This is a genomic window from Kitasatospora sp. MAA19, from assembly GCF_029894125.1.
Lineage (GTDB): Bacteria > Actinomycetota > Actinomycetes > Streptomycetales > Streptomycetaceae > Kitasatospora.
Genome location: NZ_JARXYZ010000024.1, coordinates 33600 through 51259 on the forward strand (window position 1 = coordinate 33600; position 17660 = coordinate 51259).

General features: G+C 67.6%; 17 protein-coding genes and 1 pseudogene. 15 read left to right on the forward strand and 3 right to left on the reverse strand.

Features of this window, described 5'->3' with window-relative positions; all coding sequences use genetic code 11:
• The first annotated feature begins 32 nt into the window (after positions 1 to 32).
• From P3T27_RS29015 to P3T27_RS29065, 12 genes are all read left to right on the forward strand, one after another.
• On the forward strand, positions 33 to 155 hold the full coding sequence (locus P3T27_RS29015) for a hypothetical protein (protein ID WP_280683741.1): 123 nt from the start codon (positions 33 to 35) through the stop codon (positions 153 to 155).
• Between the two features lie 204 nt (positions 156 to 359).
• Positions 360 to 1331, forward strand: a complete 972-nt coding sequence (locus tag P3T27_RS29020) for an NAD-dependent epimerase/dehydratase family protein (protein WP_280683743.1) — start codon at positions 360 to 362, stop codon at positions 1329 to 1331.
• A gap of 38 nt (positions 1332 to 1369) precedes the next feature.
• Positions 1370 to 2755, forward strand: a complete 1386-nt coding sequence (locus P3T27_RS29025; RefSeq protein ID WP_280683923.1) for an NDP-hexose 2,3-dehydratase family protein — start codon at positions 1370 to 1372, stop codon at positions 2753 to 2755.
• Positions 2756 to 2817: 62 nt separating this feature from the next.
• The gene (locus tag P3T27_RS29030; protein WP_348534145.1) at positions 2818 to 3711 is read left to right on the forward strand and encodes a sugar phosphate nucleotidyltransferase; all 894 of its coding nucleotides are present in this window, start codon (positions 2818 to 2820) and stop codon (positions 3709 to 3711) included.
• On the forward strand, positions 3705 to 3884 hold the full coding sequence (locus tag P3T27_RS41050; protein ID WP_348534146.1) for a hypothetical protein: 180 nt from the start codon (positions 3705 to 3707) through the stop codon (positions 3882 to 3884). The genes P3T27_RS29030 and P3T27_RS41050 overlap by 7 nt, the downstream gene beginning before the upstream one ends.
• Entirely contained in the window at positions 3881 to 4870 is a 990-nt protein-coding gene (gene rfbB / locus P3T27_RS29035) for a dTDP-glucose 4,6-dehydratase (protein ID WP_280683745.1), read from the forward strand. Before P3T27_RS41050 ends, rfbB begins: the two co-directional genes overlap by 4 nt.
• A 413-nt stretch (positions 4871 to 5283) precedes the next feature.
• A complete protein-coding gene (locus P3T27_RS29040; protein WP_280683746.1) occupies positions 5284 to 6117 on the forward strand; it encodes a TauD/TfdA family dioxygenase in 834 nt (277 codons plus the stop codon).
• A gap of 76 nt (positions 6118 to 6193) precedes the next feature.
• A complete protein-coding gene (locus tag P3T27_RS29045; protein ID WP_280683747.1) occupies positions 6194 to 7429 on the forward strand; it encodes a hypothetical protein in 1236 nt (411 codons plus the stop codon).
• 51 nt (positions 7430 to 7480) lie between these two features.
• Positions 7481 to 8635: a hypothetical protein gene (locus P3T27_RS29050; protein ID WP_280683749.1), complete on the forward strand. Its 1155-nt coding sequence runs from the start codon at positions 7481 to 7483 to the stop codon at positions 8633 to 8635.
• Between the two features lie 60 nt (positions 8636 to 8695).
• Entirely contained in the window at positions 8696 to 9805 is a 1110-nt protein-coding gene (locus P3T27_RS29055; RefSeq protein WP_280683754.1) for a hypothetical protein, read from the forward strand.
• 204 nt (positions 9806 to 10009) lie between these two features.
• Positions 10010 to 10516, forward strand: a complete 507-nt coding sequence (locus P3T27_RS29060; protein ID WP_280683755.1) for a 2Fe-2S iron-sulfur cluster-binding protein — start codon at positions 10010 to 10012, stop codon at positions 10514 to 10516.
• Positions 10517 to 10739: 223 nt separating this feature from the next.
• On the forward strand, positions 10740 to 11600 hold the full coding sequence (locus tag P3T27_RS29065; RefSeq protein ID WP_280683757.1) for a xanthine dehydrogenase family protein subunit M: 861 nt from the start codon (positions 10740 to 10742) through the stop codon (positions 11598 to 11600).
• A 260-nt stretch (positions 11601 to 11860) separates the two neighbouring features.
• Here the strand turns inward: P3T27_RS29065 and P3T27_RS29070 are convergent, their stop codons facing one another.
• On the reverse strand, positions 11861 to 12100 hold the full coding sequence (locus P3T27_RS29070) for a hypothetical protein (protein ID WP_280683929.1): 240 nt from the start codon (positions 12098 to 12100) through the stop codon (positions 11861 to 11863).
• 5 nt (positions 12101 to 12105) lie between these two features.
• Here P3T27_RS29070 and P3T27_RS29075 point away from each other — a divergent pair, with 5 nt between their 5' ends.
• Positions 12106 to 13470: an ISL3 family transposase gene (locus P3T27_RS29075; protein ID WP_280683759.1), complete on the forward strand. Its 1365-nt coding sequence runs from the start codon at positions 12106 to 12108 to the stop codon at positions 13468 to 13470.
• A 556-nt stretch (positions 13471 to 14026) separates the two neighbouring features.
• Here the strand turns inward: P3T27_RS29075 and P3T27_RS29080 are convergent.
• Positions 14027 to 14425: pseudogene (locus tag P3T27_RS29080) on the reverse strand (lysine--tRNA ligase); the annotation flags it as partial.
• Positions 14426 to 14679: 254 nt separating this feature from the next.
• Between P3T27_RS29080 and istA the strand changes: the two are divergent.
• Both istA and istB read left to right on the forward strand, forming a co-directional pair.
• Positions 14680 to 16296 (forward strand): IS21 family transposase, encoded by a 1617-nt coding sequence (gene istA, locus P3T27_RS29085; protein ID WP_280683765.1) that lies wholly within the window; start codon positions 14680 to 14682, stop codon positions 16294 to 16296.
• The gene (istB, locus tag P3T27_RS29090; protein ID WP_280683767.1) at positions 16293 to 17057 is read left to right on the forward strand and encodes an IS21-like element helper ATPase IstB; all 765 of its coding nucleotides are present in this window, start codon (positions 16293 to 16295) and stop codon (positions 17055 to 17057) included. The genes istA and istB overlap by 4 nt, the downstream gene beginning before the upstream one ends.
• Here istB and P3T27_RS29095 read toward each other — a convergent pair.
• Positions 17054 to 17560: a hypothetical protein gene (locus tag P3T27_RS29095; protein WP_280683925.1), complete on the reverse strand. Its 507-nt coding sequence runs from the start codon at positions 17558 to 17560 to the stop codon at positions 17054 to 17056. The genes istB and P3T27_RS29095 overlap by 4 nt on opposite strands.
• Positions 17561 to 17660 lie beyond the last annotated feature (100 nt).

Genomic DNA, 17660 nt, shown 5'->3' on the forward strand with positions numbered 1-17660 from the left:
GGAACCCGTGACGGAAGACACCTGTGTGAGACATGCCCGGGATTGACGAGCAGCTGGTCCGCAGCCTGCGCCACGAGCGGCATCCCGATGCGGCAGGGGTGGACCTGCGGCTGGACGCTGGCGGCCGGGACGACCGGGTGGCGGCTCGGCCGTGACCCGGCGGTGCACCGCCCACCAACTCGGCGCGGCAGCCTAGGCACAAGAGCCGATGGACAGGCCGACGGATGCGACGAGAAAATGACGGGGCTTCAGAGACCATTGGCGCCGCAGTAGGAGCGGGGACGGCAGCAAGCGAACATCCCACGAACCATCAGGGCACCCCGTCCCATCAGAGAACGCTGTCGGAAAGGGAGGCGGAAATGACGCACATCGCCATAGTCGGAGCCGGCTTCCTCGGCAGCGCTCTCGGCCGCGGCGCCGTGCACCGTGGCTGCGAAGTGACCGTTGTCGGCCACTCCGACCCGTTCTCCCTGTCGGACGGCGAATTCACGTCTAGCGGAAACCGACTCATCATTGGCAGCGGCGCAGACCACATCCCGGGGATCATCGAGAACGGCGTGGACGTCATCTTCGTCGCCGCCGGCGGACGGTTCCCCGTCCCCTCATCGATCGAACCATCGGCCGATGCGATCGGCACCCTGTCGTTGTTGATCCCCATCTGCGAAGCGGTGCGCAGCTCTCCTACCGCGACAAGAATAGTGTTCTTGTCCTCGGCTGGCGCCGTCTACAGCCCGGGAGCGGTTCCGAAGAAGGAGTCGGACCTCGGAGAGCCGACCTCTCCGTACGGAATGTCACGACTCACCGGTGAGCACTACCTGAGCTACTACCGGAGGGTCCACGGGCTCCGTACCCATTCCCTGCGCTGCGCGAACATCTACGGACGGCTGCTGCCCAGTTCGCGAGGACAGGGCGTGATTTCTGCGGCCTTCCGGAGCGCATTGACGGGCGAGCCGTTCAGGCTGTACGGCGACGGACGCCAGATCCGGGACTTCATCCACGTGGACGACTTCGTTCAAGCCGCACTCGACCTGGTGTGCGATGGCATCGAGCCACCAGAGGTGATCAACGTCGGTTCCGGAGTCGGGTACTCGATTTCCCAGGTGCTCGAGAGGGTCTCTGTCGCCATGAAATCCGAGATCCCCGTCGTGACCGGCCCCACTTCGAACACGGATGTGGGTCGGCTGGTGACCGATGTATCACTGCTCCGCACGCTGGTCGCCTTCGAGCCTCGTCCCCCGGATGTCGGCATCGACCTGATGGCCGACACCATCGCGCGCTCCGGGCCCGCCGGGCGGCGCTGGGAATCGTCCGCAGCGGACCCGGCGCTGTGAGCCACTCCGCCATTCACGCAAGCGAAGGTACTGACTGCATGTCGACCGGGGCCCTTGACTCCGACGGTTTCCTGACATCCTCCCTGGCCTTGAGCAGTCCGGAGACCTCCGATCCTGACCTCTTTCTCAGGGAACGGTCGGCGGCCTCTTCCTACAGAGTGGACCGGGTGCCGCTGGGGGCTCTGGCGGACTGGCGCCTCGACGATCGCCTCGCACACGTCTCCGGGCGCTTCTTCGCGATCGAGGGGCTCGCCGTGCAGACGGACTTCGGCCCGGTGCCGCAGTGGTTCCAACCCATCATCGTCCAGTCCGAGATAGGAATCCTGGGCATCCTGGTCAAGCGAATCAACGGGATCCTGCACTTCCTGATGCAGGCGAAGATGGAGCCCGGGAACAGCGCCCTGGTCCAGTACTCGGCAACCGTCCAGGCGACCCCGAGCAACTACCAGCGGGTCCACCGGGGCAGGTCCACCCCCTACCTCGACTACTTCCTCCACTCTAACGGCCGGCGGATCGTGTTCGACCAACTCCTCTCCGAACACGCTTCCTGGTACCTGCACAAACGGAACCGGAACATGATCGTGGAGATCCCCGCCGACGAGGACGTCGCCGTGGGCGACGACTTCGTTTGGATGACCCTGGGCCAGCTACGGCGTCAACTGGCGCTGGGGAACCGCGTGAACATGAACGCGCGCACCGTACTGGCGTGCATTTCGTACGCGTTGGCCGACGGTCGCGGCGGGGCCGGTCAGCTCGGTTCCGACTTCCACTCCCAGGTGGTCGGATCACACCGCACGCAGCGGTCGGACGCCGAGGTCTCCGCCGTCATGAGCTGGCTCATCGACCAGAAGGCGACGTTCAACCTGGACGTCAGGCGGGTCAGTTTGCGCGACCTGCGGGACTGGACCTGCGACGAGGACGGGATCCGGCACCGGGAGGGGCGGTACTTCGACATCGTCGGCCAGTCGGTCACGGCGACGAGTCGGGAAGTCAGCACCTGGTCGCAGCCGATGCTCGAACCCAAGCCCGGGAACACCGTCGCGTTCCTCTGCCAGCGCCGCTCCGGCGACCTCAGGTTCCTCGTCCAGGCGATGGTCCAACCCGGCTCCATCGATCGGCTGGAACTCGCCGCCACCGTTCAACTCGCCCCGGCGAACAACTCCGGACCACATGACCTGCCTCCGCTGGCGGACTACCTGAAGCCGCCGGAATCCTGGATCCAGGTGGACAACGTGCAGTCCGAAGACGGTGGTCGCTTCTCGCGGGCGGACACCAGGCATCTCGTTGTGAACGTCCCCGAGGACCACATGGTCGACGCACCGGACAACTACCGCTGGGTCTCCCTGGGCCTCCTCAACCGGCTCATCCGCTCCGGTTACTACGTCAATGTCGAAGCCCGAAGCCTGATGGCCTGCCTGCTCTGAGCGGGAGCCGGCGAACGCCGGTCCGCAGCCTCAGGACACCGTCCGAGAAGAAAGTTGAGCCCATGAAGGCGCTGGTGCTGACAGGCGGATCGGGCACGCGCCTGCGCCCCTTCAGCTACTCGATGCCCAAGCAGCTCATTCCGCTCGCCAACACGCCGGTGCTCGTCCACGTCCTGTGCAACATCCGGGACCTGGGCGTCACCGAGATCGGCGTCGTTTTCAACGACCGCGTCGCCGACATCGAGGCCGTCGTCGGCGACGGTTCCGGCTTCGGCGCGCGCGTCACCTGTCTGCGGCAGGACGCCCCGCGCGGCCTGGCCCACACGGTGGCGGTCGCCCGGGACTTCCTCGGCAACGACGACTTCGTGATGTACCTCGGCGACATCATGCTCCCGAACGGCATACGGGCCGCGGGGGAGGAGTTCGCCGGCCGTCACCCGGCTGCCCAGGTGCTGGTCCAAAGGGTCGCCGACCCGCGTGGCTTCGGGGTAGTCGAACTCGGTCCGGACGGGGAGGTGGTGGGTCTTCTCGAGAAGCCCCGGGAGCCGCGCAGCGACCTCGCCCTGTGCGGGGTGTACTTCTTCACCGCGGCCGTGCACGAGGCCGTGGCGGCGATCCGTCCGGGCCCGCGCGGCGAACTGGAGATCACCGACGCGGTCGAGTGGCTGCTGAACTCCGGTGCCGAGGTCCGCGCTCACACCTACGACGGCTACTGGAAGGACACCGGCCGGGTCGAGGACGTGCTGGAGTGCAACCGGCACCTGCTGGACGCGGAGCGGCGCTCGGTCGCGGGCCAGGTGGATGAGGCCAGCGAGCTGATCGGGGAGGTCGTCGTGGAGCCGGGCGCGCGGATCGTCGCCTCCGGATCACCGGGCCGGTCGTCATCGGCGCCGACTCGGTGGTCGTCGACAGCCGACTCGGTCCGTACGCCTGGGTGGGCCGCGACTGCGTGGTGACGGGCACCCGGTTGCAGGACTCCATCGTCCTGGACGGTGTCTCTCTGACCGGCGTGCGGGACCTTCGCCACTCACTGATCGGTCGCTCCGCCTCGGTCGGCACCGTGGCCCAGGGCGGCGAGCACGTCCGGCTGGTCGTCGGCGACCAGACCCGGGTGGAGGTGGCGGCGTGAAGCGGATCCTGGTCACCGGCGCCGCCGGGTTCATCGGCTCGCACTTCGTCCGCCAACTGTTGGCGGATGCCTACCCGGGCTGGGAGGGAGCCCGGGTCACCGCCCTCGACAAGCTCACCTACGCGGGTAACCGTGACAACCTGCCCGCCGCCGACGGGCGCCTGGAGTTTGTCCAAGGCGACATCGGCGACGCCGCCTTGCTGCGGGAACTACTGCCCGGCCACGACGCCGTGTTGCACTTCGCCGCCGAGTCGCACGTCGACCGCTCGCTGGAGGGCGCGACCGAGTTCTTCCGCACCAACGTCCTCGGCACCCAGGTCCTCTACGACGCCGTCGCCGCCGGCGTCGGCCGGGTCGTGCACGTCTCCACCGACGAGGTGTACGGCTCGATCGCCGAGGGCTCCTGGACGGAGGACCTGCCGTTGCTGCCCAACTCGCCCTACGCCGCGTCCAAGGCCGCATCCGACCTGGTTGCCCGCGTCTACTGGTGCAGCCACGGCATGAACGTCTCGATCACCCGCTGTTCCAACAACTACGGGCCCCACCAGCACCCGGAGAAGGTGATCCCGCTCTTCATCACCAACCTGCTGGAGGGCCGGCAAGTCCCGCAGTACGGCGATGGCCGCAACGTGCGCGAGTGGCTGCACGTGGATGACCACTGCCGGGGCGTCGCCCTGGTCCTGGATCGCGGGCGGGCTGGCGAGATCTACAACATCGGTGGCGGCGACGAGCTCAGCAACCTGGAGCTCACCTACCTGCTGCTCGAACTCCTGGGTGCCGGAGCGGAGATGATCCAGCCGGTGGCCGGCCGGAAGGCACACGACCTGCGGTACTCCATCGACGAGACGAAGATCCGGGAGGAGCTGGGCTACGCCCCGCTGATCAGCTTCGAGGAGGGGCTCGCCGACACCGTCGCCTGGTACCGGGACCACCCGCAGTGGTGGAGGGCGGTCAAGGGCTGGACCGACGACAGTTCCGCCGGCTGACACTCCTAGCTGGAGGAGCCCAATGCCCGTTGTCGGCGTGACGGCCAGGGTGGAAGAGCCGATGGACAATCCACGGCAGGTCAATCAAGATACTTGAGCGATCTTCCACGCCTGATCCCACGATGATATTTCTGCCCCGGCGTGGCAAATCGACCTGCTGAGGATCTGGGACGTGTGTGAAGCCGAGCACCACGGAACGACGGGGACAAGTGGAATGAGGATTCTGTACAGGGTGTCGTCTCCAGGGCTCGGTGGTGGTCCGCGCATCGTTCTGGCCATCGTCCACGAACAGAGCGCAGCGGCTTGACGTGCGGGAAAATTACCAATGGGAGTGCCTACTGCGGCTCGCCGGATCGGATGAGCAGGTGTCGAGGTGCTGTCGCCCGGTTCCGTAATCCCTGAGGGGTAATAAGTTGAAGCAGATTCAGGCGGACTATCGCAAGCCCGACACCAGACGCAGGATCGACATCTGCGGTGACGGTGCGGTCGAGGAGATCCTCGAGGTCCTGGAGGAAAACGGATTCTGTGTGGTCGGCTCCGATGCTTCCGCTGACCATCCGAAGGCGGCCATTAAGGGGATTTCCTCTGCCTTGGGGCTAGGGGAACCCGTGATCCCCGACCTCTACATGGTGGAAAGCGCGAGGAAGTACTCCAGTCAATACCACGAAATTCAGAGAAGTGCGACGGACCGGCATCCCGGATTCAGTACGACCGATGGTCAGGCCTGGCATGTGGACGGTCTGCTCGACAATCTCGGCAGGATCAGGACCAGCGTTCTGTACTGCGTGCGGCCGGCGGACGCGGGCGGGGAGACCCTGATCTTCAACGCGGTGGCGGCCTTCCACGCGCTGCTGTCCGTTGACAGCACTGCTGCCGATGCCCTGGTGGCTCCGACGGCGCTGGAACGCCGCGCCACGATTCTCGGAGTTGAAGCCAGCACCACGGGGCCGGTCTTCTCAGTCGAGGCGGACGGGTCCTTCATCACACGATTCACGGACAACGACACCTGCGCCTGGGGCCATGCAGCCGATCCCACGGGCGCTCTGGAGTGCGGGCTGCGGTTCCTCAGGGCGGCGGCGGAAGATCCGCGCTACCGCACCGGAGTGGCTCTGGGGCGTGGGGAGGCGCTCGTCTTCCGCAACGACCGGGTCTCGCACGGCCGCACGGCGTACCAGGACAGCGCGGACGAACCCCGACACCTGGTACGGGCCCTGTACGAACTCGCTCCGCGTCGAACGGCTGCCTGAGTCACGACGCAGTCCCCGTCCTCGTGGTGGGGCGGGTGGCACCGAGAGAATCCTCAGACACGCAAGGGGCGCAACGGTGAAGGAAACATCGGAGCTTCGCAGGCTCCTGACGGAGTTCGGCCGCCATGCGGCGACTGCCGAGAGCGCAGTGAATCTGGTTCCCAGCGAGAACCGGATGTCTCCGCTGGCGCGCCTGCCCCTCAGTAGCGATTACTACCATCGGTACTTCTTCAACAGCATGCTCGACCCGGACTTCTGGCAGTTTCGAGGGGGAGAGCCGGCAGCTCGGCTGGAGACGGAAACGGCTGTCGACAGCCTCGCCGAACTCAGCCGCGCCCCCCATATCAATGTGCGCCCCATATCCGGCATGTCGGCCATGATGATTGCCCTGGCGGGCCTGGGCGGCGAGCCCGGCGGTACGGTCCTGTCCATCGATGAGGCGTCCGGCGGCCATTACGCGACGGCGGATGCGGCCCGCCGACTGGGCTTCGCCTCGGTCACGCTGGCGGTGACGGAGGGCGCGGTCGACGAGGCCGATCTGGAGCGCAGCCTGCGCCGGCTCAAGCCCCGGCTGGTCTACCTGGATCTCCAGAACAGTCGCCATGAGCTGCAGGTTTCCAGGGTGGCCAACCTCATAGAAGCGTACTCCCCGGATACGCTGCTGCACGTCGACTGCAGCCACACCCTGGGGTTGGTCTTGGGTGGCGCTCTGGACAACCCTCTCGACTTCGGCGCCGACACGATGGGGGGATCCACGCACAAGACCTTTCCCGGCCCGCACAAGGGCGTGCTGTTCACCCGCCGTCCTGAGCTCGAAGGTCGGCTCCGGGAGGCTCAGTTCAGAATGCTCAGCAGTCACCACTTCGCCGAGACCCTCGCGCTGGGCTTCGCCGCTGTGGAGTTCCTGCACTTCGGTCGTTCCTACGCGGAACAGGTCATCAGCAATGCCCAGTACTTCGGAAAGCTCCTGAGTGCGGATGGATTCGGTGTGATCACCGACGACGGGGGCAATGTCACCGAGAACCATCAGGTCTGGGTGAAGATCGGCGATGCCGCGGAGACCGACCGGTTCTCGCAGGCGTTGTACGAGCACGGCATCAGGGTGAACGTGCAGGTCGACCTTCCCGCTGTTCCGGGTCCGGTGCTCCGGCTTGGCTTGAACGAACTGACCTTCCTGGGCGGTCGCGAGTCCGCCGTGGAGGCGGTGGCCGTGGAGTTCGGACACGCCCGGTCCGGCCGACGCACGGACGGGAACGGCAGTCGGCGCATTCGCGATCAGCTCGGCGTCCCGTACTACTTCGACTTCTCTTGAGCCCCGGGGCGACACATTCGGTGGCCCCCATGATCGGAAGGAGCGCAGCAAATGTCGGACAAACCCGTCCTAGTGATCGATGCGGGTCCCTACTCCCTGTCCCGGACCGGAGTCGCCGGGGTGGGTCTGCGCCTCGCCGAAGTTACCCAAGTCCTCAGCCACCGCTACCGGGTGCGCGTGATCGTCTCAGCGGAGCCCGACACCATCGACCTGGGCGAGGCCGAGACTGTCGATACGGGGACAGGGGCCAGGAAGGCGATCCGGGAAGCGGATGCCGTCGTCTTCTTCGACAGCGCGGATCGCGACCGGTTGGAACTCGCCGCCTCGCAACGCAAGCTGATCATCGGTGAGTGCCGGGCTCCTATCGAGCATCTGGACTTTCCCTCACTGCTCGCACAGGACGATCCCACGGGTGAGCACCAGCGGTACCTCATGACGTACCGGCGCCAGTTGCAGGTGACCCACCACTTCCTGTGCCGCTCGCAGGTCGAACGAGTGTCTCTGCTGTCGACGCTGTGCGCGTTCGGTCGGATCAGGCCGAGCGACGTAGCCCGCTCCCGGACCCTGGACCACCTGATCACCACGGTGCCGATCGGATTCAGTCGGCGGAGCCTGCTGGCGGCCGATGCCGTGGAGCCAGTGCTGATGGCGGAGTTCCTCTGGACGGGCGGTGTCTGGGCCTTCTACCAGCCGACGATGCTGGTCGAGGCCGTTCACCTGCTGCGTGAACGCGGCATCGACACCACCGCCGCCTTCATGTACGCCTCCCCGATCGCGGACACCAGATCGACCCTCGCGAAGGTCGCCGACGAGATCGAACGTCTGGGCGTCGGCGACCGCGTGTTCCTCAACGATCAACCCCTCGCGCTCGACGAGCGCGACCAGTACCTGAAGGCCGCACTGGGTTACGTGTGCGTCACCCAGCCCGGGGCGGAGAACGAGACGACGGCACGTCTGCGACTGCGCGACACATGGCTGCATGGAACACCCACGATCATCGACCCTTTCGGTCACTCCGGTGAGCTGGTCGTCGCGGAGGGGCTGGGCATCGTGCTGCGGGAGCCGGACGCCCGCAGTTTGGCCGATGCGATGCAGGAAGTGAAGTCCGGTGCCATGGACCGACCGGGCCGGCGCATGGAGCGTCTGTACGAGACCACGCTGACGGGGTTCACCGAATGGCTGGACGAGGCGCTGTCCGCGAACTGAGTGCAGCCGCTTCCGCTCGCCCACCCCAAGTCCGACTGACACGTAGATAGGGAAGCAAACATGGACTACAGCGACCTCGGGGTCACGCCCGTGGTGAGCGCACAGGCCAATTCGACCCCGCTGGGCAGCTGCACCCTGAGCGACGGCGTCATCGCGGCAATGGCCAACGCCGCCAGGCACCAGGTGAATGTCGATCAGTTCTGGGACTCGGCCGGCCGCTTCCTGGCCAAGGCCACCGGTGCCGACGCCGCCTGCCCGGCCACCGGCGCGGCCGCGGGTGTGGCGATCTCCGTCGCCGCCTGCATCGTGGGCACCGACCTTCTCGGCGTCCAGCGGTTGCCTGACGCCGGTGGGCGGCGGAACGAGGTGGTGCTGCAGAAGGGCCACTCCATCAGCTACGGCGGCGCCCCTATCGGCCAGATGATCGCCCTTGGCGGAGGGTGGGCCGTAGAGGTGGGAGGCGTCAACGAAACCTTGGCCGGGCATGTCGCCGGTGCGATCACGCCGCGCACCGCCGCGCTCGTGTACGTCACGTCAACCACCCATGCGGTTCACCGCAAGGGAGTCGGCCTCGATGAGATGGTCGCCATGGGCCGCGAGCGCGGCGTGCCGGTCATCGTGGACGCCGCGGGCGAGGAGGACCTGCGCGGTTGGGCGGCTTCCGGTGCCGACCTCGTGATCTATAGCGGTCCGAAGGTGATGGGCGCTCCCACGTCGGGCTTCATCTGCGGCAAGGCGGATCTGATCGCAGCCTGCCGGGCTCAGTACAACGGGATCGCCCGGCCGATGAAGGTCGGGAAGGAGAACCTCCTCGGACTGCTGCAGGCTGTTGAGGAATTCACGTCCGGCTCGGCCGAAGAGCGGGCAGAGGCTCAGCGCACGCGGATGACCCGGCTTGCCGAGCGGTTGCAGAGGATTCCCGGGCTGCCCGTCCGCGTTCTCCAGGACGAGTCGGGGCGCGGCATCTTCCGGGTGCTCATGGACATCGACGGACATCCGAGCGGATGGAGCGCCGAGCGCCTGGTCAAGGAGTTGGTCGGCAGTACCCCATCGATCTACCTGCGTGACTTCAAAATGCACCTCGGGCAGCTCGAGGTGGACCCCCGCGCGCTCACGGCCGAGGGGGAGGAGACGGTGGCCCTCCGTCTCGAACAGCTGCTGGGGAGCTGATCCGTTCCGGAAGGGCCGCGTTCGCGTTGTGGTCCCACTCTCCTCGGGCAGACGGCCGCGGCGCTCCGCGAACCGCTGCCGCATTGCTCCGCACGGCATCTTCCGCTGATCCGAGCGGGCGAGAAGCCTGCGCGCCGGGCGTCGAGCCCCGGAGACGCGGAGCGCCGACTCTGGTGGCGCTCCTCCGCACTGAAGGGAGTACGCATGAACCGCATTTCGGTGAACGTCGACGGCACGACGTACGAGGACGAGGTGGAACCCCGGCTCCTCCTCGTCCAGTACCTGCGAGACCGGCTGGGCCTGACCGGCACCACGATCGGCTGCGACACCGCCAACTGCGGGGCGTGCACCGTCGATCTGGACGGGCTGAGCGTCAAGAGCTGCTCGGTCCTGGCGGTCCAGGCGGACGGCGGTGAGGTGACCACCATCGAGGGGCTCGCACAGGGCACCGAGTTGCATCCGCTGCAGCGGTCGTTCCACGAGCAGCACGCCCTGCAGTGCGGTTACTGCACTCCGGGGATGATCATGGCCGCCCGCGATCTGCTGCGGCACAACCCTGATCCCCGTCCGGAGGAGATCCGGCATGCGCTGCGGGGCAACCTCTGCCGTTGCACCGGCTACCAGAACATCGTTCAGGCCGTGCTCGCCGCGGCTGCTGAGCTGGAAGCCGGACGAGGAGCGGCCACGAGCAGTGAGGCAGCGTTGGCATGACCATCACGGAGTCGGCCGCCCCTGATGCGGTCGGCAAGGCACAGCCCGCCGGGGCCGTCCGGATGGTTGCGGGGCAGCGGGACCGGATGGGCGGCATCAGCGTCTCCGATCGGCTGGGTGAGCACACTCATGCCGCTGGTCCGGGAGATGGTAGCGACCCCGCGCCCCGACGCGCGTTGCGCGTCCGGCCCGCGCAGGACTCTCAGGACCAGGAAGGTGTGGCGTGTTCCCCGCGGTATTCGACTATGCGTGCCCAGCAAGCGTTGGAGAGGCCGTTCGTGTGCTGGCCGAGGGCGGCGAGGAGGCGAAGGTGCTGGCCGGCGGCCAGAGCCTGCTGCCGATGCTGCGGCTGCGACTCGCCCGTGCGGAGTTGGTGGTCGACGTGAACCGGGTGCCGCAGCTTCGCGGCGTCTGGGAGGAGGCGGACTCGCTCGTCATCGGCGCCATGACCACCCACCACGACGTCATCCACGACGAGCTGGTCCGCCGCCATGCCCCGCTGCTGGCCGCTGCGACGGAGACGGTCGGCGACCCCGCCGTCCGCCACCGCGGCACCCTCGGGGGCTCACTTGCCCACGCCGACCCGGCCGGCGACCTGCCCCCGGTGGTGCTGGTGCTGAACGGCGAGCTGGTGGCGGAGGGCCCGCGCGGGCGGCGCACCATCCCGGCTGCCGAGTTCTTCGTCGACTGCCTCACGACCGCGCTGAAGCCGGACGAACTGCTCGTCGAGTGCAGGGTGCCCAAGCTGGGAGAGGGCTGGGGCTTCCACTACGAGAAGTTCCGTCTTTCCGCGCAGGCTCCCGCATTGGTCGGCGTGGCTGTGGCGGTACGTCGCGAGAACGGCGGTATCGCCGAGGCGCGTGTCGGGCTGACCAACATGGGCGCCACCCCACTGCGGGCGGCCACAGTCGAGGTGGCGCTGGCCGGTGCGGACGCCACTGCTGAGGCGGTTGGGCGGGCCGCCGAGGCGGCGGCCGAGGGCACCTCGGCGATGTACGACCTGAGCACCTCGCCCGAGTACCGGGCTCACCTGGCCCGGGTGTTGACGCGCCGTGCTGTCCTCGCCGCTGCAGGGAGCGAGTGACGAGGACAGAGCGTGGGGGACAGACCGCGAAATCCCGGCGTCGCCTGGCACCTGTCCGGGATGCCGGGCACCGGAGAAGTGAAGTTTCCCCTTGAGGTTGGACACCTGGAGACTGGGCGATGCAAGCCCGGAGGAAGCAGCACCAGGTGGGAATCAAGAGCAACATGGCCAAGTGTCGGCGACGGGTGAAACGAGGTTCTGGATCACTTCCCGTGCTGATCTGGCTGACCATCATCGACAGTGGCCGGGCCGGGTGCCGGTCACGCGGCGAGGAGCACACGCTTGCGCAGGAGATCCAGGCCCGCCCGGCCGAACATCTGCCGCTTCAGCATCTTGATCCGGTTCACCTGCCCCTCCACCGCACCCGAGCTGAACGGCAGACTCAACCCCGCCACCACCGCCCCAAGATCAGAACCGATTCCGTTCACGAACGACACCAACGACTTGTGATCACTTTCGATGCTCTCCGGCTGGGACGGCACCACGTGCGTGATGATCATTGACCGTGAACGGCCTGGATGCTGAGGAAGTCCTGCTCCCGGACCTGGACGACCTGGAGATAGCGAACATCGAGATCGGCGGCGATACCGTGACCGTCTCGGCCTGCGCGCGGGCGCCCGAGGCGCTCTGTCCGGCCTGCGGTGCCAGATCACGTCGGGTCCACAGCCGCTACGAGCGCCGCTTGGCAGACTCCGCAATCGGTGGTCGCCGGGTGATCGTGAAGCTGCAGGTCCGGCGCTTCCGCTGTCCCACGACGTCGTGTCCCCGGGCGACATTCGTCGAGCAGGTCGCCGGCCTCACCTTCCGCCACGGGCGGCGGAGCCTGAGGCTGCACACGATCCTGCAAACGGTGGCGCTGATGCTGGCCGGCCGAGCCGGCGCCAGACTGTCCGACGTGCTCAGCTCAAAAGTCAGCCGCTCGACCCTGCTGCGACTGGTCCGCGCGATGCCCGACCCCCAGACAACGACACCACGGGTGCTCGGAGTTGACGACTTCGCCCTGCGCAAGGGCCATGTCTACGGCACCGTGCTGATCAACATCGAGACCCGCCGTCCCGTCGACCTTCTGCCCGACCGCGAGGCCGCCACGCTCGCCCGCTGGCTGACCGAGCACCCCGGCGTCGAGGTCATCTGTCGCGACCGCGCCATCGGCTACGCCGAAGGCGCCCGCCTCGGCGCCCCGGACGCGGTCCAAGTCGCGGACCGCTGGCACCTGTTCCACAACCTCACCGAAGCCGTGGAACGCTGCGTCACCCGACACTCCACCCAGCTGCGCGAACCGGCCCACATCCCCACTCCCGAGGAATCCGCGGCGGCCCTCGCCGAACTGGAGAAGATCACCGCGACCGCGAAGGCGGACCGGGGCGCTCACCGATACGCGGACCGCACCCGCGACCGGCACGATGCCGTGCATGCCCTGCTCGACCAGGGTCTGTCCCGGTGGGAGATCAGCCGTCGGCTGGGCCTGGCTCGTGGCACGGTGCGCAGGTTCGCCCGCGCCGCCGCCCCCGAGGAACTCGTCGCGGGCAAGTGGCAGGGCCGCGCCAGTGTCCTGGACGACTACAAGCCCTACCTCCACCAGCGGTGGCAGGAGGGCTGCACCACCGCGAAGACGCTCTTCGACGAGATCAAGGCCGCCGGCTACACCGGCGGCCTGACGGTCTTGCGCGACTACCTGCGACCCCTGCGTTCCGGCGCCCAGCCGCAGGACCGTTCCACCCGGCCGCCCTCGGTCCGCGACGTGACCTCCTGGATCACCCGCCACCCCGACAGCCTCACCCCGGACAAGACGCTCAAGCTCAAGGGCATCCTTGCCCGCTGCCCCAACTCGATACCACCGCTGACCACGTCCGGACCTTCGCCGAGATGATGGCCGCCCGCACCGGCCGCGACCAGCTGGCTGGCTGGATCGATCAGGTGAAGGGCACCGACGTGCCCGAGTTGGTGTCGTTCGTGAACGGGATCGGTTCTGATCTTGGGGCGGTGGTGGCGGGGTTGAGTCTGCCGTGTCATGCCGTTCAGCTCGGGTGCGGTGGAGGGGCAGGTGAACCGGATCAAGATGCTGAAGCGGCAGATGTTCGGCCGGGCGGGCCTGGATCTCCTGCGCAAGCGTGTGCTCCTCGCCGCGTGACCGGCACCCGGCCCGGCCACTGTCGGTGATGGTCAGCCAGATCAGCACGGAAAGTGATCCAGAACCTCGTTTCACCCGTCGCCGACACTCGCTCGACTTTGAGAAGAACGCGCGCTCCATGAGGCTCTTCGGGCCATGAGTAGGGGGCCGAGACTGCAGACGAGATCTTCACCCGTATCGGACTTCGGCCGGCAATCTGAACCAACGCGGAGGGTCGGCGCGGGCCGGCAGAGTGATGCAACACCGAGGGCCGGGCCGGAGCAGCCCGCTCCGACTCGGCCCTCGACCTCTTCAGTCAAGAGGCCGAGCCAACCGCCCCCGGCCGCCCCGGCTGCGCGACGGTCAGGAGCGACCGAATCCGGTCCGCCCCGAGCGCCAGCAGCAGGGTGGGAAGCCGGGGACCGGTGTCCCTTCCCACCAGCAGCTCGTACAGCAGCACGAAAAGCTCCCGCTGTGCGGTTTTCAGCTCCGGAGACGCCGGAGCGTGCAGCGGCAGACCTGCCTGGATCTTCGGCACCCCGTACACCAGCGACGCCAGCCCGTCGAGCGACCAGTGCCCATCCAGACCGTCCAGCAGCAGCTTCAGCGCCTCCCGCTGAGCCGGAGCCAACCGCTCCAGACGCTCCCGGTCGGGCTCGGCACGTACCTGGGTACGGTCCTCGGCCGGCACGTACGTGCCCACCTGTGAACGGTCAGCGATTTCCTCTACTTCTGAGGCTTCGTGGTCACGGAATTGGCCAGGGGCGCGGTCACGAGTCCCCAAGGGGAAGTTGACCACGGTGGAAGCCTGGAATACCCCAGATCAGGTGGTTTGACCTGCGAGTGATCGTTCCATCCGAATCGTTCAAGTTCCCCCTGGGCATCCCCGAGCCGGGTTGAGGGTCCTGACCGTCTCGGAGTCGTCACCGTCCCTCGACCGACAGGCCGAGAGGTCGACGGACACTCTGGATGGCAAGGAGAACGTTCACCGTGGTCGACATCGTCGAGATCTACGTCCACTGGTACGCGGGCCGGTCGAAGAACCAGCTCGCGGCCTCGTTGGGGGTGGACCGCAAGACCATCAGGAAGTATCTGGCGCCGGCGGAGGCGTCCGGGATGGCCCCGGGTGGGCCGCCGATGAGCGAGGCGGACTGGGGGAAGCTGATCAAAAGCTGGTTCCCGGAGCTGGCCCGGCGCCGGCTGAACCAGGTCACGTGGGCGGAGATCGAGCCGCACCGCGACCTGGTCAAGGGGTTGCTGGAGACGACCACGGTGACCACGATCCATCAACGCCTCAGAGATGAGGGGAAGTTGGCGGTGTCGTTGTCGACGTTCCGCCGGTGGGTGACCGAGAATCTCCCGGACGAGTCGGCCCGGTCGAAGGTGACGGTGCTGCGGGACGACGTCGAGCCGGGCTCGGAGGCCCAGATCGACTACGGCTTCCTGGGGCAGTGGATCAACCCGTCGACCGGGAAGCGGCACCGGATCTGGGCGTTCGTGATGGTGCTGCCCTGCTCGCGGCACATGTTCGTCCGTCCGGTGGTTCACATGGACCAGAACGCCTGGACTCAGTCCCACGTCGAAGCGTTCCGGTTCTTCGGCGGTGTCCCGCGGCGGTTGGTGCCGGACAACCTGCGCACGGCGGTGGACCGGCCGGACCTCTACGATCCGAAGATCAACAAGTCGTATGCCGAGCTTGCGACCTACTACGGCGCCCTGGTCGACCCGGCCCGGGCAGCGAAGCCGAAGGACAAGCCGCGGGTCGAGCGGCCGATGCCGTATGTCCGCGACTCGTTCTGGAGCGGGCGGGAGTTCACCTCGGTCGAGCAGATGCAGGCCGAGGCCCTGACGTGGTCGGCCGGCACGGCCGGTCGCAGGCAGTGCCGCCCGCTGGGCGGTGCGAGTCCGCTGTCGGTGTTCGAGGCGGTGGAGGCCAAGGCCCTGCTGCCGGTGCCGGACAAGCCGTTCGTGCTGGCCCGCTGGTCCACCGCCGCGGTCGGACCGGACATCCACATCAAGGTCGGCCGCACCCTCTACTCAGTGCCATGGAAGCTGATCGGCCGCAAGGTCGACGTTCGCTCCACCGCCACCATGGTCCAGGTCTTCCACGAGGGCGAGCTGGTCAAGACCCACGCCGCCCTCGAACAGGGCAAGCGCACCGACAAGAACGACTACCCGCCGGAGAAGATCGCCTTCCAGATGAAGACGCCGATCTGGTGCCGCAGCCAGTCTTCCGAGGTCGGCGACGCCTGCCGCGAGGTGATCGACCAGTTGCTGGAGGTCAACGCGCTCTACCGGCTCCGCGCGGCCCAGGGGATCCTCGGGCTGCGGAAGAAGTACGGCGATCAGCGGCTGGAGGCGGCCTGCACCAAGGCCATCGCGGTCGGTGACCCCTCCTACCGCACCATCAAGGGAATCCTGATCGCGGGCACCGAGACCGACCCTGAGCCGGAGACCGGCGACGCCGGGGCCGCGGCCTTCCTCCACGGCCCCGAGGGCCTGTTCGCCGCGAGCATCCCCTCCCAGACCTCCGGCGAGCCCGAGGGCACCCCGGGCCGTGATGACGCCGAGGAGGCTGCTCGATGAGCGTGATGGACACAGCCCTGCGCGAGTCGCTCAAGGCGCTTCGGCTGTCCGGGATGCTGGAGACCCTGGACGCGCGGCTGATCCAGGCCCACGGCGGCGAACTCGGCCACCTGGACTTCCTGCAGGTCCTCTGCCAGGACGAGATCACCCGCCGCGAGACGGTCGCCTTCCAACGGCGCCTGCAGAAGGCGAAGTTCGAGCAGCAGGTCACTCTGGAGGAGTTCGACTTCGCCGCTTCCCCGAAGCTGCCCGCGGCCCAGATCCGCGACCTGGCCGCTCTGCGCTGGCTCCATGCCGGCGAGTCGGTGATCTTGTTCGGACCGGTGGGCGTCGGCAAGACACACGTCGCCCAGGCCCTGGGCCACCTCGCCGTCCGCCAGGGCGCCAATGTCCGCTTCACGAAGACCAGCCGGGTCCTGGCCGAGCTCGCCGGCGGCCACGCGGACCGCACCTGGGACAAGCGCATGCGCGAGCTGATCCGACCCGACGTCCTCATCCTGGACGACTTCGCCATGCGGCAGCTGAGCGCGGCCCAGGCCGACGACCTCTACGAACTCGTCTCCGAGCGGCAGGGCCGCTCGCTGATCATCACCAGCAACCGGGCCCCCAGCGACTGGTATCCCCTCTTCCCCAACCCCGTCGTCGCCGAGTCGCTGCTGGACCGACTGATCAACACCAGCCATCAGGTGATCATGAACGGCCCCAGTTACCGGCCGAACAAGCGGCCCAAGAGCCCCATCGACAAGCCGCCGACCACCTAGCGATCCAGCTCGGCGACGTTCCACTCCCGAGGCAGGTCCTCGCCGCAGAAGACGCAGACGAAGTCCTCCTGCCGCACGATGTTGAGCTCCCGGCAGGAGCGGCAGCGGCGGAAGACCACCTCATGCGTGAAGCCGGACGGGCGATGGATCCCGACCCGGTCCAGGGCCTCGGCCACGGCCGGCCATGAGATGACGTCCGGGCAGTAGCCGGTCGACTGGTTGCTGACCTCCTCGACCGCCCACCGCCCGGACTCCTCGCGGAAGCTCATCTCACCGGCGCTCAGGACCTCTTCGCCGCCGGCGCACACCACGTGCTCGCTGCGGCGCGGGGCCAGTCGCAGCAGCCCGCCGGAATCGACGACGAACGTGAACGGCTCGGCCAACTCACCCGGGGTCAGCGCTGAGGCCCACTCGCCGAAGTCCACCGACGAGCGCATGCTCCGACCCTCACCACCCGCCCGGACGAGCTCCTTCAACTCAACCGGACCCACATACCGATACATCCGCCCCCGCGTCTTCACGCTCACCAACCTAGCCCCTCACACGGCCCGGACCTGGGGAATTACGTGACCACAGCCCTTGGGGAATTACGTGACCGTCCAC

Excerpts from the sequence above, each read along its gene's own strand:
- P3T27_RS29015 (WP_280683741.1), top strand. The coding sequence starts at position 33 with ATGCCCGGGATTGACGAGCAGCTGGTCCGCAGCCTGCGCCACGAGCGG.
- P3T27_RS29020 (WP_280683743.1), top strand. The coding sequence starts at position 360 with ATGACGCACATCGCCATAGTCGGAGCCGGCTTCCTCGGCAGCGCTCTC.
- P3T27_RS29025 (WP_280683923.1), top strand. The coding sequence starts at position 1,370 with ATGTCGACCGGGGCCCTTGACTCCGACGGTTTCCTGACATCCTCCCTG.
- P3T27_RS29030 (WP_348534145.1), top strand. The coding sequence starts at position 2,818 with ATGAAGGCGCTGGTGCTGACAGGCGGATCGGGCACGCGCCTGCGCCCC.
- P3T27_RS29050 (WP_280683749.1), top strand. The coding sequence starts at position 7,481 with ATGTCGGACAAACCCGTCCTAGTGATCGATGCGGGTCCCTACTCCCTG.
- P3T27_RS29055 (WP_280683754.1), top strand. The coding sequence starts at position 8,696 with ATGGACTACAGCGACCTCGGGGTCACGCCCGTGGTGAGCGCACAGGCC.
- P3T27_RS29060 (WP_280683755.1), top strand. The coding sequence starts at position 10,010 with ATGAACCGCATTTCGGTGAACGTCGACGGCACGACGTACGAGGACGAG.
- P3T27_RS29070 (WP_280683929.1), bottom strand. The coding sequence starts at position 12,100 with ATGATCATCACGCACGTGGTGCCGTCCCAGCCGGAGAGCATCGAAAGT.
- istA (WP_280683765.1), top strand. The coding sequence starts at position 14,680 with ATGGCAAGGAGAACGTTCACCGTGGTCGACATCGTCGAGATCTACGTC.
- istB (WP_280683767.1), top strand. The coding sequence starts at position 16,293 with ATGAGCGTGATGGACACAGCCCTGCGCGAGTCGCTCAAGGCGCTTCGG.
- P3T27_RS29095 (WP_280683925.1), bottom strand. The coding sequence starts at position 17,560 with ATGTATCGGTATGTGGGTCCGGTTGAGTTGAAGGAGCTCGTCCGGGCG.